General features: G+C 71.8%; 12 protein-coding genes. 10 read left to right on the forward strand and 2 right to left on the reverse strand.

The genetic code is table 11. From position 1 onward, the window contains the following. The first annotated feature begins 131 nt into the window (after positions 1–131). The 4 genes from ACFU5K_RS29000 to ACFU5K_RS29015 all read left to right on the forward strand — a co-directional run bounded on the left by ACFU5K_RS29000 (position 132) and on the right by ACFU5K_RS29015 (position 5,381). On the forward strand, positions 132–755 hold the full coding sequence (locus ACFU5K_RS29000) for a GntR family transcriptional regulator (RefSeq protein WP_384066852.1): 624 nt from the start codon (positions 132–134) through the stop codon (positions 753–755). Positions 756–1,023: 268 nt separating this feature from the next. After that, a complete protein-coding gene (aceE, locus tag ACFU5K_RS29005; protein ID WP_384066854.1) occupies positions 1,024–3,729 on the forward strand; it encodes a pyruvate dehydrogenase (acetyl-transferring), homodimeric type in 2,706 nt (901 codons plus the stop codon). Between the two features lie 78 nt (positions 3,730–3,807). Beyond that, entirely contained in the window at positions 3,808–4,776 is a 969-nt protein-coding gene (locus ACFU5K_RS29010) for a helix-turn-helix transcriptional regulator (RefSeq protein ID WP_384066856.1), read from the forward strand. Positions 4,777–4,859: 83 nt separating this feature from the next. Further along, entirely contained in the window at positions 4,860–5,381 is a 522-nt protein-coding gene (locus tag ACFU5K_RS29015) for a DUF4240 domain-containing protein (protein ID WP_384066871.1), read from the forward strand. A 28-nt stretch (positions 5,382–5,409) separates the two neighbouring features. Here the strand turns inward: ACFU5K_RS29015 and ACFU5K_RS29020 are convergent, their stop codons facing one another. Beyond that, entirely contained in the window at positions 5,410–5,934 is a 525-nt protein-coding gene (locus ACFU5K_RS29020) for a GNAT family N-acetyltransferase (RefSeq protein WP_384066858.1), read from the reverse strand. Between the two features lie 95 nt (positions 5,935–6,029). Here ACFU5K_RS29020 and ACFU5K_RS29025 point away from each other — a divergent pair, with 95 nt between their 5' ends. Together ACFU5K_RS29025 and ACFU5K_RS29030 are read left to right on the forward strand one after the other, a co-directional pair. After that, the gene (locus ACFU5K_RS29025; protein WP_384066859.1) at positions 6,030–6,929 is read left to right on the forward strand and encodes a TIGR01777 family oxidoreductase; all 900 of its coding nucleotides are present in this window, start codon (positions 6,030–6,032) and stop codon (positions 6,927–6,929) included. A 187-nt stretch (positions 6,930–7,116) separates the two neighbouring features. Then, the gene (locus tag ACFU5K_RS29030; RefSeq protein ID WP_384066861.1) at positions 7,117–8,430 is read left to right on the forward strand and encodes an FAD-dependent oxidoreductase; all 1,314 of its coding nucleotides are present in this window, start codon (positions 7,117–7,119) and stop codon (positions 8,428–8,430) included. 7 nt (positions 8,431–8,437) lie between these two features. Here ACFU5K_RS29030 and ACFU5K_RS29035 read toward each other — a convergent pair whose 3' ends face one another. Beyond that, a complete protein-coding gene (locus ACFU5K_RS29035; protein ID WP_384066863.1) occupies positions 8,438–10,027 on the reverse strand; it encodes a regulator in 1,590 nt (529 codons plus the stop codon). Between the two features lie 316 nt (positions 10,028–10,343). Between ACFU5K_RS29035 and lipB the strand changes: the two genes are divergently transcribed. From lipB to ACFU5K_RS29055, 4 genes are all read left to right on the forward strand, one after another. Beyond that, positions 10,344–11,156 carry a lipoyl(octanoyl) transferase LipB gene (gene lipB / locus ACFU5K_RS29040; RefSeq protein ID WP_384066864.1) on the forward strand — a complete coding sequence of 271 codons (813 nt, stop codon included), beginning with the start codon at positions 10,344–10,346 and terminating at the stop codon, positions 11,154–11,156. Between the two features lie 135 nt (positions 11,157–11,291). After that, entirely contained in the window at positions 11,292–12,260 is a 969-nt protein-coding gene (lipA, locus tag ACFU5K_RS29045) for a lipoyl synthase (protein ID WP_384066866.1), read from the forward strand. 271 nt (positions 12,261–12,531) lie between these two features. Next, positions 12,532–12,732: a hypothetical protein gene (locus ACFU5K_RS29050; RefSeq protein ID WP_384066868.1), complete on the forward strand. Its 201-nt coding sequence runs from the start codon at positions 12,532–12,534 to the stop codon at positions 12,730–12,732. Between the two features lie 30 nt (positions 12,733–12,762). Further along, positions 12,763–13,470: a DUF4191 domain-containing protein gene (locus ACFU5K_RS29055; protein ID WP_384066870.1), complete on the forward strand. Its 708-nt coding sequence runs from the start codon at positions 12,763–12,765 to the stop codon at positions 13,468–13,470. The last annotated feature ends 45 nt before the right edge of the window (positions 13,471–13,515 follow it).

Genomic DNA, 13,515 nt, shown 5'->3' on the forward strand with positions numbered 1-13,515 from the left:
GCCTCACGAGCGGCGCCCCCCTCCGGAAAACATACCGACGGGGGCGCCGCCGTATTGTCTAGGCACCACCGGTCGTTCCCCGGCCGCCGTGTCGGCGCAGGCAGCAACGGTTCGCCACGAAGGAGCCCCTCATGACCCCGCCCGTCGTCCACTCGCTGCGCGAACAGATCCGCGAGCACATCGTGGAGGGAATAGTCAGCGGGCGCTGGAAGCCGGGTGAGCGGATCGTGGAGCGCCGTATCGCGACGGAGCTGGAGGTCAGCCAGACCCCTGTGCGCGAGGCGCTGCGCGAGCTGGAGACGCTGCGGCTGATCGAGTCGGCCCCGAACAAGGGCGTCCGGGTGCGCAACCTCACGGCCGCCGACCTGGAGGAGAGCTATCCCGTACGGGCGGGGCTGGAGCAGATCGCGGCCGAGCTGGCGGCCCCGGCCCTCGGCGAGGACTGCTCGGCGCTCGCTCCGCACGTGGCGGCGCTCTACGAGGCGGACCGGCTGGCCGACGGCGAGGCGCAGGTGCGGCACACGGTGGCCTTCCACCGGGAGATGGTGCGGGCCGCCGGGAACGCCGTCCTGCTGCACACCTGGGAGGGGCTCGGCATCGAGGTGTTCACGGCCCTGTCGATCCGCTGGCTGGGCACGGTGCAGAAGTCGTACGCCGAGGAGCACGAGGCCCTCATCGAGGCGTTCCTGCGGCGGGACCCGCAGATCGCCGTGCTGGTGAAGGAGCACGTCCTCGGGTGCGCCCCGCGCGCGTGAAACGCGGTCCGACCTGCGCGCCCATCTGCGGCGCCAGGCGCTCCACCGTGCAGGACGACGTCCATTTCGCACCTTTTAACCCGTCACTCCGTGCCCCGTTTCGCGGCACCGCATGCCACTTTTCTTCATATCGAGAAGTTTTGCCCTTCACCCTTTGATCGATCATCGATCGGCGACTTACAGTTCACTCGCGGGCCCACCGGCCCGATCGCCCTGTCCTGCCAGCCAGGGCCTTCTCCACCCCCCTCCACTCCGGAAGGCGGCGATCATGACCGACCCCGTAGCAAAGCGTCCGAGCGAGCTCGACCAGCTCCCGGACCGCGACCCCGAGGAGACCGCCGAATGGGCGGCCTCCCTGGACGCAGTCACCAAGGCCGCGGGCCCGCACCGCGCCGCGTACCTGATGCGGCGCTCGCTCCAGCACGCCGAGGGCGCCGGTATCGCGCTGCCCAAGCTGCTGGAGACCGACTACGTCAACACCATCCCCACCTCCGCTGAGCCCGTCTTCGACGGCGACCTGGAGATGGAATCGAAGATCACCGCGTGGAACCGCTGGAACGCGGCCGCGATGGTCACCCGGGGCGCCCGGTACGGCGTCGGCGGCCACATCGCCACGTTCGCCTCGGCGGCCTGGCTGTACGAGACCGGCTTCAACCACTTCTTCCGCGGCAAGGAGGGAGGGGGCACCTCCCGTTCGAGCGGAGCCGAGAACGGGGGAGGCTCCGGTGACCAGCTCTACATCCAGGGCCACGCCTCGCCCGGCATCTACGCCCGCGCCTTCCTCGACGGCCGCATCAGCGAACAGCAGCTCGACAACTTCCGCCAGGAGTCGGGCGGCGACGGCCTGCCGTCCTACCCGCACCCGCGGCGGCTGCCCTGGCTCTGGGAGTTCCCCACCGTGTCGATGGGCCTCGGCCCGCTCTCCGCGATCTACCAGGCGCGCTTCAACCGCTATCTGGCGAACCGCAACATCAAGGACACGTCGAACTCGCACGTCTGGGCCTTCCTCGGCGACGGCGAGATGGACGAGCCCGAGTCGACCGCGGCCCTCGCCCTCGCGGCGCGTGAGCAGCTCGACAACCTGACCTTCGTCATCAACTGCAACCTGCAGCGTCTCGACGGCCCCGTCCGCGCCAACTTCCGCGTGGTCCAGGAGCTGGAGGGCGCGTTCCGCGGAGCCGGCTGGAACGTCATCAAGACGCTCTGGGGCAACGCCTGGGACGAGCTGTTCCAGCTGGACACCACGGGCGCGCTGATCCGCCGCCTCCGCGAGGTGCCGGACGCCCAGTTCCAGACGTACGCCACCCGCGACGTGGCCTATATCCGCGAGCACTTCTTCGGCACCGAGCCCGCGCTCGCGGAGCTGGCGAAGCTGCTGAGCGACGCCAAGATCGCCGAGTGCTTCTACAGCTCCCGCGGCGGTCACGAGGCCCGCAAGGTGTACGCGGCCTACCGTGCCGCCGTCGAGCACAAGGGCGCGCCGACCGTGATCCTGGCCCAGACGGTCAAGGGCTACACGCTCGGCAAGGGGTTCGAGTCCAAGAACGCCAACCACCAGATGAAGAAGCTGTCGATCGACGAGTTCAAGGGCATGCGCGAGCTGCTCGGCCTCCCGATCCCGGACAGCGCCTTCGAGGACGGGCTGGTCCCCTACGGCCACCCGGGCGCCGACTCCCCCGAGGTCCGCTACCTCCAGGAGCGCCGCGCCGCCCTCGGCGGTCCGGCCCCCGCCCGCCGGGTGCACGCCGTGGCTCTGCCCGAGCCGGAGGAGCGCGCCTTCAAGGCCCTGTACAAGGGCTCGGGCAAGCAGGAGATGGCCACCACCATGGCGTTCGTCCGTCTGGTGAAGGACCTGATGCGGGACAAGGAGACCGGCAGGCGCTGGGTCCCGATCGTCCCGGACGAGGCCCGTACCTTCGGTATGGAGTCGCTGTTCCCGTCGGCCGGCATCTACTCGCCGCTCGGCCAGACGTACGATCCGGTCGACCGCGACCAGTTGATGTACTACAAGGAGGCCAAGGACGGCCAGATCCTCAACGAGGGGATCACCGAGGCCGGCGCCATGGCCGACTTCATCGCCGCCGCCACGTCGTACGCGACGCACGGCGAGACGATGATCCCGTTCTACATCTTCTACTCGATGTTCGGCTGGCAGCGGACCGGCGACCAGATGTGGCAGCTCGCCGACCAGCTCGGCAAGGGCTTCATCGTCGGTGCCACCGCGGGCCGCACGACGCTGACCGGTGAGGGCCTGCAGCACGCCGACGGCCACTCGCACCTGATCGCTTCCACGAACCCGGCGTCGCTCAACTACGACCCCGCGTTCGCGTACGAGATCGCGGTGATCGTCAAGGACGGTCTGCGGAGGATGTACGGCCCCCAGGCCGAGGAGGTCTTCTACTACCTGACGGTCTACAACGAGCCCAAGCAGCAGCCCGCGATGCCCGAGGGCGTCGAGGACGGCATCGTCAAGGGCCTGTACCGCTTCAAGGAGGGCGCACCGGCGGCAGAGGACGCCCCGCGCATCCAGCTCCTCGGTTCGGGTACGGCGATCCACTGGGTCCTGGAGGCCCAGGAACTGCTCGCCGCCGACTGGGGTGTCACGGCCGACGTCTGGTCCGCCACCTCGTGGGGCGAGCTGCGCCGCGACGCGCTGGACGCCGACGCGGCGCTGCTGCGCGGCGAGGAGCGCGTGCCGTACGTGACCCAGGCGCTCTCCGGTGCGCCGGGCCCGGTCCTCGCGGTCAGCGACTGGATGCGCGCGGTTCCGGACCAGATCAGCCAGTGGGTGGAGCAGGACTGGTCCTCGCTGGGCACGGACGGCTTCGGCCTCTCCGACACCCGCGCGGGCGCGCGCCGCCACTTCGGGGTCGACGCCGAGTCGGTCGCGGTCGCCGCGCTGGCCCAGCTCGCCCGCCGCGGCGAGATCCCGGCCTCGAAGGTCAAGGAAGCCCGGGAGAAGTACGGGATGTGAGTCCACGGCGGGGGCGGGTACCGGGTCCGCCCGGTGCCCGCCCCCGCCGTCGTACCGTCGGGCGCCACAATGGGCTCCATGCGTGCCGCCCGCCTCATCAAGATGGTGCTGCTCCTGCAGTCCCGGCCCTCCATGACCGCCGCCGAACTGGCTCGGGAGCTGGAGGTGTCGGAGCGCACCGTGACGCGGGACGCCCAGGCGCTCTCCGAGGCGGGGGTGCCCGTGTACGCCGACCGGGGCCGGGCCGGCGGCTACCGGCTCGTCGGGGGTTACCGGACGCGCCTGACCGGTCTGGCCCGCCACGAGGCCGAGGCGCTCTTCCTGTCCGGCCTGCCCTCCGCGCTGCGCGAGATGGGGCTGGACGACGCCGCGTCGGCCGCCCGGCTCAAGGTCTCGGCCGCGCTCCTCCCCTCGCTCCGGGACGCCTCGCACACGGCGGCCCAGCGCTTCCACCTGGACGCCCCCGGCTGGTACCAGGACCCGGTCACCCCGGAGCTGCTGCCCGCCGTGGCGGAGGCCGTCTGGGACGACCGGCTGATTTGCGCGCGGTACCGCCGCGGGCCCGGCGCCGAGGTGGAGCGCGAGCTGGCTCCGTACGGACTCGTGCTGAAGGCCGGGGTCTGGTACGTCTGCGCGCGGGCGGGCGGCGACTTCCGGGTGTACCGCATCGACCGGTTCACCGCGGTCGCCGTGTCCGCGACCCGGTTCGAGCGGGACGAGGACTTCGACCTGCCGGGCTTGTGGCAGGAGCGGGCGGCGCAGTTCGCCAGGTCGATCCTGCGTACGGAGGTGACGGTGCGGCTGTCGGAGGCGGGCGTACGGCGGCTGCCGCACACCGTGGACCGGGCCGCGGCCGAGGAGGCGCTGGCCGGGGCGGCCGGTCCGGACGCCGACGGGCTGCGCACGGTCGTCCTGCCGGTCGAGTCCGCCGACGTGGCCTACGAGCAGTTGCTGGCGCTCGGTCCGGAGGCCGAGGTCCTCTCACCCGCCACCCTGCGCGAACGTTTTGCCGATACGGCCGAACGGCTGCGCGACCTCTATCGCTGAAGGTGCCCGGAAGTGAAGCCGAAGGCTTCATTTCGGTGTCTGGGCGTGCGTCGCCCGTCGTCGGGGCAGATGCTGGACCCGTGATGGACGAGACGGAGTTCTGGCAGATCATCGACAGCACCCGCGAGGCCGCCGACGGCGACCCCGAGGACCATGCCGACCTGCTCGTCGAACGGCTGGTGCGGCTCGATCCCGACTCGGTGCTGGATTTCGCCAGACATTTCGAGGCCCGCTACAACCGTGCCTACCGCTGGGACCTGTGGGGCGCGGCCGCCGTGCTGCTCGGCGGGGCGAGCGACGACGCGTTCGACTACTTCCGCTGCTGGCTGATCGCTCAGGGCCGGGAGGTCTTCGAAGGCGCGATGCACGACCCCGACAGTCTCGCCGAGCTGCTGGACGACTTCGGCGAGGAGCTCGACGGGGACGGCGAGGAGATCGGCTTCGCGGCCGACGAGGCCTACGAGCAGCTCACCGGCGTGGTCGCGCCCGACCTCGGGCTGCCGCCGCAGGCCGCGAAACCGGAGGGCACGCCCTTCGGGCTGGACGACGACGGGGCGCTCGCGGAGCGCTATCCGGCGCTCTGGGAGCGCTTCGGGCCGGCGTGACCCCGCGGTCACGCCGGGGAACCGGCCCTCATGAGGTGAGCGAACGGCCCATCAGGACGTCGTCGACGTAACGGCCGTGCAGACAGAACTCCCCAGGCAGTATTCCCTCGACTGCGAACCCCTCCGCCGCGTAGAGCGCCCGTGCGGGGCCGTTGTGCCCCAGCACGCGCAGGGTGAGCCTCCCCGCGCCCTGCCGTCGCGCCTCCGCACAGGCCGCGCGCAGGAGGGCCCGCGCGACGCCGTGGCGCCGTGCCCACCCGGCGACTGCGAGGCCCTGGATCTGGCGTACGTGGGCGTTGCAGGCGAGCGGTGTCGGGCGTCCCAGCCGGAGGTAGCCCGCAGGCCGCTCCCCCTGCTCGGTGACGGCCTCGGCGACCAGGAAGTCCCCTGGCCTGTTCCTCTCGTCGAAGAAGGGCGCGTAGGGCGGCTGCGGCCTCGGCTGCACGCTGTGGAGGCTCGACCACGTCGCCCGGTCGAGCTCCCCCAGCTCGGCCTCGTCCTCGGAGACGGCGAAGCGGACGGGACGGAGGGAGCTGATCTGCGGCGCGGCCATGCGCGCCACAGTGCCACGCGGCCGCCCCGCACGGCATCCGTGTTTCGTGCCCGGCGTCACGGATGAGCCGCGGCGCATGGGGCAGGATGGACGCCATGTTGCGTTCCCGAATCGCCGTCACCGGATCGACAGGCCTCATCGGAGCGGCGCTCGTGCGCTCGCTGCGCGCCGACGGGCACGAGGTCGTGCGCCTGGTCCGCCGCCCGGCCGCGACCGGCGACGAGGTGGAGTGGGATCCGAAGCGTGGTTACGTCGATGTGGCGGGCCTGGTCGGCTGCGACGCCGTGGTTCACCTCGCCGGCGCCGGGGTCGGCGACCACCGGTGGACCGACGCGTACAAGCGGGAGATCCGGGACAGCCGGGTCCTGGGCACGGCGGCCGTCGCCGATGCCGTCGCCTCGCTGGACACACCACCGAAGGTACTGCTGTCCGGGTCGGCCATCGGCTACTACGGCGACACCGGGGACCGCGCGGTCGACGAGAGCGCCCCGCCCGGCGATGGTTTCCTGCCGTCCGTGTGCGTCGAGTGGGAGGAGGCCACGGCCGCGGCCGAGGAGGCAGGTGTCCGCACGGTCCACGCCAGGACCGGCCTGGTCGTCGCCAAGGAGGGCGGGGCCTGGGGCCGGCTCTTCCCCCTGTTCAAGGCCGGGCTCGGTGGGCGGCTCGGTGACGGCCGGCAGTACTGGAGCTTCATCGCGCTGCACGACCACGTCGCCGCACTGCGGCACATCCTGGACACGGAGAGCCTGTCGGGCCCGGTGAACCTGACCGCTCCATCCCCCGTCACGAACGCGCAGGTGACGACGGCGATGGGAAGGGTGCTGAAGCGCCCCACCCTGTTCACCGCCCCGGCGCCGGCGCTGAAGATCGCGCTCGGCGAGTTCTCCGAGGACGTCCTGGGCAGTCAGCGGGTGCTGCCCCGCCAACTTCTCGACTCGGGCTTCGCGTTCGCCTTCCCCGGTATCGACGAGGCCATCCGCGCCGCACTGCGCTGACCCGGCCGCGAACAGCCCGTTCCCGCGGCGGGCGGGGCCGCCGTGCGACCCCGTGCACCGGTGCCCTGGGCGCGCGCGACTGCGCCCGTATCGGCCATCCACCTAGCCTCGACCCGAACTCCGGCATTCCGGGGGCGTGTTGGGGGCAATAGCCCCCCACCAGTCGCACCGACTCGGGGAGGGGCACGTGCTCACGGCACACACAGCAGACCACGCGGATGTGGTCATCATCGGGGCCGGGATCGCCGGCCTGTCGGCGGCTCACCAGCTGATCGGCGCGGGAGTGGACGTCAGTGTCCTGGAGGCCGCCGAGGAGGTGGGGGGCCGGATGGCCACCCACCAGGTGGACGGCTTCCGGCTCGACCATCTGGGCCCGCTGCTCAACTCCGACTGTCCGGAACTGACGGCCGCTCCGGGGCTGGGCGGCCTGGTCCTGCGGGACTTCGCCCCCGGGGTGCTCGTCCACAGTGGGGGGCGGCAGTACCGGGCCGGCGACATACGGAGCGCGCGGGGCGCACTCCGCGCAGTGCGCTCCCGTTCGAGCGCCCCCAGCGCGCCTCTGGGCGGAGCGATCGAACAGGCCCGCCTCGGCGCCTGGCTGGCGCGCCTCGCCACCACCCCCGAGGCCCGCATCACGGCCCGGTCCGACGGGCCCGCGCACGCGGCACTGCCCGCGCGCGGACTCTCCCCCCGCACCGTCGGCGGGTTCCTGATGCCGCTGCTCTCGGCACTGCTCTCCGACCCGGAGCTGACCACGTCGAGCCGCTGCGCCGAGCTCGCCCTCCGCGACTACGCGCGCGGCCGGCTCTGCGTGCCCGCGGGCGGCTCATCGGCCCTGCCCGAACTGCTGGCCGCCGCGCTGCCGTCCGGAACCGTACGCACCGGGGTGCACGTGACGTCCGCCGGTATCACCTCCGTACGCACCAAGGAACACGGCGAGCTCGGCTGCCGTTCGCTGCTGCTGGCGACCGGTGCGGGCGCCGCAGCCGAGCTGCTGCCCGGCCTGCGCACACCGGCGTTCCATCCGGTGACGGTGCTGCACCACACCGCCCCCGAGGCGCCGCCGGCCGGGGCACGGCTCCTGCTCGACGCGGAACGGTCGGGTCCGGTCGCCCACACGGCGGTGATGAGCGAGGTGGACCCCTCACGCGCCCCGCGTGGCCGCGTGCTGATCACCTCCACGGTGCTCGGACCGCAGCCGCCGGACCTCGACCGCACGGTCCGCGCACACCTCGCCAGGCTGTACGGAACACCCACCCACGACTGGGAGCTCCTGGCCGCCCATCACGACCCGGAGGCCGTCCCCGCGATGGACCCGCCGCACGATCCGCAGCGGCCCGTCCGGCTGCTCGCCGGACTGTACGTGTGCGGCGACCACCGCGACACGAGCAGCGTCCAGGGCGCCCTGGCCTCGGGCCGGCGCGCGGCCTCGGCGATACTCGCGGACCTGGGGGTGAGCAGGCCGCGCGATGACGGGACACGACTCCGCGCGGCCGCCTAGCCGAGGGTCATCCCAGCGCGGCGACCCGGTCGCGGTAGCCCCGCACGGCCACGGCGTCGCGGTACGGCTCCAGGCGTCGCTCGAAGTCCCTGACGTACTCCGTCGCGCGCACCGACCGCATCTCGGCAGCCTGCTGGGCCGCCTCGGCACCCAGCAGGCAGGCCTGGTCCAGCTCACCGAGCCCGAGTCGCGCCGTAGCGAGCACCACACGGCAGAACAGCCTGCTGCGGGCGAACGCCGGTGCGCGCAGCTGGAGCGACCGCTCGGCGTGCTGCGCCGCCACCCGGTACTGCTGCAGATCGCGATGGCAGTGGCCGAACTCGTCGGCGAGCTGGGCCTCGTCGAAGAAGCGCGCCCAGTGCGGCACGTCGTCCCCCGGCCTCGCGCTCTGCAGCGCGCGTTCCGACCGTACGAGCGCGGCGACACAGGCCCTGGCCTCCCCCAGGACGCCGTGCCCGCGTGCCTCCACCGAGTGCAGCAGCGCCATGACGATCTGCGGCGCGGCGGAGCCGATGCCCTGCTGGGCGACCCGGGCGAGCTGGATGGCTTCCCTGCCGTGCCCGAGGTAGACGGCCTGCCGGCTCATCGTGATCAGCACGAAGGCGCCGTACGCCCGGTCACCGGCCGCCTGGGCGAGGCGCAGCGCCTGGACGAAGTAGCGCTGGGCGAGGCCGTGCGCCGCGATGTCGTACGAGGTCCAGCCCGCCAGCCTGGTCAGATCGGCGGCCGCGGAGAACAGCCGCCGCCCCATGGCTTCGCCGTAGCTGCCTCGGAGCATGGGCTCGGCCTCGTGCTCCAGGTACCGGACGAGGGCCTGCCTGGCGTGGCCACCGCCGTAGGCGTCGTCGAGAGTGCGGAAGAGTTCGCCCACCGAGCGCAGCGCGGCGACGTCGCCGCTGCCGACCCGCAGGCCCGTGCCCCGCTCGGCATGCCGCTGGCGCGGAACACCCAGGGGCGGCGCCGGGGGCGCGGGTGGCCGGGGCAGGCCGGGGCCACGGGCACCGTGCGGCAGCCCGGGGGCCCCGGGTGCGTGCGGTGCGCCGCTCCCGTTCGCCTGGTGGAGCCCCTGCGGGGCACGGGCATCGGCGGTGGTGCGCGGGGCGGGCGTCGCGGGTGTCCCGCCCGCCCGGTCCGGTGTCTCACCACGGCCGACCCATTCGTCGGCGCGCCCGATTAGCCAGTCCCTGCTGGGGACGACCAGTCCGGCCGGGGTGAAGGCGATCTTGCGCAGCTCGGCGTGACTGCCCGAGTCCTTGCGCCACAGACCGCTGACGATGTCGACGGCCTCCGCGGGTGTGGCCGCGAACTCCAGGCCCGCGTAGACGGGCGCGCACGCGTCCAGGCCCAGATCCTGCGCCGAGAGCCGGCGCCCGAGGCGCCGGGTGAACACCTCGGCGATCAGCGCCGGGGTGGTGCCCCGGGGCTGCTGCCCGCGTAGCCAGCGGGTCACCGAGGTCTTGTCGTATCGCAGATCGAGCCCGTGTTCGAGGCCGAGCTGGTCCACCCGGCGGGCCAGCCCGGCATGGGAGAACCCGGCCTCCGCGATGAGCGCGGCGAGGCGTCGGTTCGGGGTGCGCTGGGGCGGTCGTTCCGACATCAGCTGAAAGGTCTCCTGCAATCGGGGCCGGGCGGGCAGCCCTCACCGGGCTCCCCCACGAGTGGGAGCGGGCGAGCCCGTCATGGAACGGCGCGAATTTAGCCGCCTAGGCCGCGGTCTCAGCGCCCTTCGCTCCACGTTCATCCGATCGTGTGAGGATTGCCCGGATCGCTGACGGATTCGACCGCGTACGGCCTGCGGGACCCGGCCGTCGGCACCGGTCGTACAGTGGCTGGGGGCGCACATCAGTGCATGGTGACGTGGTTCCGGGGACACCCCCCGGCCACTGCGGCACCGCGAGTAGGAAGGCACCCGAGTGAGTGAGCTGCGGTTCGTCCGTCTGGGATTCGGTGAGGAAGCCGTTGACTACCAGGAGGCCTGGCAGAAGCAGCGCGAGGTGCACGCCGCACGGTTCGAGGACACCGTCCCCGACACCTGTCTGCTCCTCGAGCACCCGTCCGTCTACACGGCGGGCCGGCGCACGACGGAGAGCGAGCGCCCGCTGGACGGTACGCCCGTCATCGACGTCGACCGCGGCGGGAAGATCACCTGGCACGGTCCCGGGCAGCTCATCGGCTACCCGATCCTGAAGCTGCCCCGCCCGGTGGACGTGGTCGCCCACGTGCGCCGCCTGGAGGACGCGCTGATCCGCACGGCCGCCGAGTTCGGCGTGGAGACCAGCCGGGTGGAGGGCCGCAGCGGAGTCTGGGTGCTCGGCGACCCGGTCGAGGACCGACCGGCCCTCGGCGGGCTGTCGCTGGACTTCGACCCCCGGCTGCACGACGAGGAGTTCGACCCCCGGCTGAACGGCCCCGAGTACGCGCCGTCCAACGCCGGGCAGCGCAGGGAGGACCGCAAGCTCGCGGCGATCGGCATCCGGGTCGCCAAGGGTGTGACCATGCACGGCTTCTCGCTGAACGTGAACCCGGACAACACGTCCTTCGACCGGATCGTGCCGTGCGGCATCCGGGACGCGGGGGTGACCTCGCTCAGCAGCGAACTGGGCCGCGAGATCACGATCGGCGACGTCCTGCCGGTCGCCGAGAGGCACCTGCGGGAGATCCTGGAGAACGCGGAGCCGGCGCCGCGCGTCATCAGCACCCCGGAGACCGCCGTCGCGCCCGCCTGAGACGGCTCGCACAGGCCCGCCGGGAATAGGGCCCCTCGGCCACAGGTTGGGGAGACGTAAGACCGTTCTAACCACGGGCGTACCCTGGTGTTTACCGAAGATTCCAATGCAGTGAGAGCTAAGGGGAGTGCCGGAGTGTCCGCTGTCGCACCCGACGGGCGCAAGATGCTGCGCCTCGAGGTCCGGAACAGCCAGACCCCCATCGAGCGCAAGCCCGAGTGGATCAAGACCCGGGCGAAGATGGGCCCCGAGTACAACCAGTTGCAGAAACTCGTGAAGAGCGAGGGACTGCACACGGTGTGCCAGGAAGCCGGCTGCCCCAACATCTTCGAATGCTGGGAGGACCGCGAGGCCACCTTCCTCATCGGCGGGGACCAGTGCACGAGGCGCTGCGACTTCTGCCAGATCGACACGGGGAAGCCCCAGGCCCTCGACCGTGACGAGCCCCGCCGCGTGGGCGAGTCCGTGGTCACGATGGACCTGAACTACGCCACGATCACCGGCGTCGCCCGCGACGACCTGGAGGACGGCGGTGCCTGGCTGTACGCGGAGACCGTGCGCCAGATCCACGCGCTGACGGCGGAGCGGGAGGCGGGCGCGACCAAGGTCGAGCTGCTGATCCCCGACTTCAACGCCGAACCGGAGCAGCTCGCCGAGGTCTTCTCCTCGCGCCCGGAGGTGCTCGCGCACAACGTCGAGACGGTGCCGCGGATCTTCAAGCGCATCCGCCCCGGCTTCCGTTACGAGCGCTCCCTGGAAGTCATCACGCGCGCCCGCGAGGCCGGTCTGGTGACCAAGTCGAACCTGATCCTCGGGATGGGCGAGACCCGCGAGGAAGTCAGCGAGGCGCTCCAGGACCTGCACGACGCGGGTTGCGAGCTCATCACGATTACGCAGTACCTCCGGCCCTCCGTCCGGCACCACCCGGTCGAGCGCTGGGTGAAGCCGCACGAGTTCGTGGAGCTCAAGGACGAGGCCGACGCCATCGGTTACTCCGGCGTCATGTCGGGTCCGCTGGTGCGTTCGTCCTACCGCGCCGGACGCCTCTTCCAGCAGGCGATCGAGCGCCGCAGCGCGGCCACCGCCGCCACACCCTCCGTGTGAATCGGCGCACAAGTAATTACTGAAAAGTATTAGCCGCAGCGACGCGGTCCGTACGCCCCCCGCAGGTCGGGGGCCCCGTATGGGCCGCGTCGGCGTGCGCGGCGCCGAAATCAGAGTTTCATTGGTGTTTGACCGACCGGTCATGCACTGGTAACACCGAGCAGTGACCCTAGGTACATACGCGGTGGCTCCCACGGCCACCGCTGTCATTGCTTCCCGCTACTCAGTGCGCGCCGGGTGCGCGCATCCGCTCCGAGGGGGAACGTCCACGATGCACGCCGCGCCGGTACGAGCCAACACGATCCCGTCCGTCACCACCGCACTCCGCGCCGTCGAGTCGCTGCTCCTCAGCAGCGGCCAGCGCACCGCCCGCCGGAACGCCTGGACGGCGGTCCTCGAGGACCGCCGCAGGGCACAGGACCGCGTGGAGGCGGAGCACGTGCTGAAGGCTGTGGCCGACCACCGTTCCTAGGTCACCTCCGGGCCACGTAAACTTCGCTACATGGCGAGGAAGGCAAACACTGACGGCGCGGACAGCGCCGAGAACGCGGGGCGGCTCAAGCAGATCGCCCTGACCTACAAGATGACCAGGCGGTCGGACCCGAAGGTGGGTCTCGTCGTCGCGGGTGTGGGAATCATCACCTTCGGTGTCCTCCTCGCCATCGGTTTCCTGATCGGTCACCCGGTCTACGCGGGCATCCTGGGCTTCGTACTGGCATTCCTCGCGATGGCGATCATCTTCGGACGCCGCGCCGAGCGCGCGGCCTTCGGGCAGATGGAGGGCCAGCCTGGCGCAGCGGCGGCGGTTCTGGACCGCGTCGGGCGCGGCTGGACCACGACTCCGGCGGTGGCGATGAACCGCAGCCAGGACGTCGTCCACCGGGCGGTCGGCAAGGCCGGGATCGTGCTGGTGGCCGAGGGCAACCCGAACCGGGTGAAGAGCCTGCTGGCCGCCGAGAAGAAGCGCATGGCCCGCATCGTGGTCGACGTACCCGTCCACGACATCATCGTCGGCGACGGCGAGGGCCAGGTGCCGCTGAAGAAGGTGCGCACCAAGATGCTGAAGCTCCCGCGGGTCCTCACCGGCCCGCAGGTGACCGCGGCCAACGACCGGCTGCGCGCGATGGGCGACCTGATGAGCAACATGCCGCTGCCGAAGGGCCCGATGCCGAAGGGCATGCGGATGCCGCGTGGCGGAAAGATGCGCTGACACCGCGGACAGCGAAACGGCGTGGCCCCGGACGATTTCTCGTCC

The organism is Streptomyces sp. NPDC057428 (assembly GCF_042803195.1).
In the GTDB taxonomy this organism is placed as follows: Bacteria; Actinomycetota; Actinomycetes; order Streptomycetales; family Streptomycetaceae; genus Streptomyces.

What these genes read in the sequence shown, in the direction of transcription:
- ACFU5K_RS29000 (WP_384066852.1), top strand. Translation starts at nt 132, where the DNA reads ATGACCCCGCCCGTCGTCCACTCGCTGCGCGAACAGATCCGCGAGCAC.
- aceE (WP_384066854.1), top strand. Translation starts at nt 1,024, where the DNA reads ATGACCGACCCCGTAGCAAAGCGTCCGAGCGAGCTCGACCAGCTCCCG.
- ACFU5K_RS29010 (WP_384066856.1), top strand. Translation starts at nt 3,808, where the DNA reads ATGCGTGCCGCCCGCCTCATCAAGATGGTGCTGCTCCTGCAGTCCCGG.
- ACFU5K_RS29015 (WP_384066871.1), top strand. Translation starts at nt 4,860, where the DNA reads ATGGACGAGACGGAGTTCTGGCAGATCATCGACAGCACCCGCGAGGCC.
- ACFU5K_RS29020 (WP_384066858.1), bottom strand. Translation starts at nt 5,934, where the DNA reads ATGGCCGCGCCGCAGATCAGCTCCCTCCGTCCCGTCCGCTTCGCCGTC.
- ACFU5K_RS29025 (WP_384066859.1), top strand. Translation starts at nt 6,030, where the DNA reads ATGTTGCGTTCCCGAATCGCCGTCACCGGATCGACAGGCCTCATCGGA.
- ACFU5K_RS29035 (WP_384066863.1), bottom strand. Translation starts at nt 10,027, where the DNA reads ATGTCGGAACGACCGCCCCAGCGCACCCCGAACCGACGCCTCGCCGCG.
- ACFU5K_RS29050 (WP_384066868.1), top strand. Translation starts at nt 12,532, where the DNA reads ATGCACGCCGCGCCGGTACGAGCCAACACGATCCCGTCCGTCACCACC.
- ACFU5K_RS29055 (WP_384066870.1), top strand. Translation starts at nt 12,763, where the DNA reads ATGGCGAGGAAGGCAAACACTGACGGCGCGGACAGCGCCGAGAACGCG.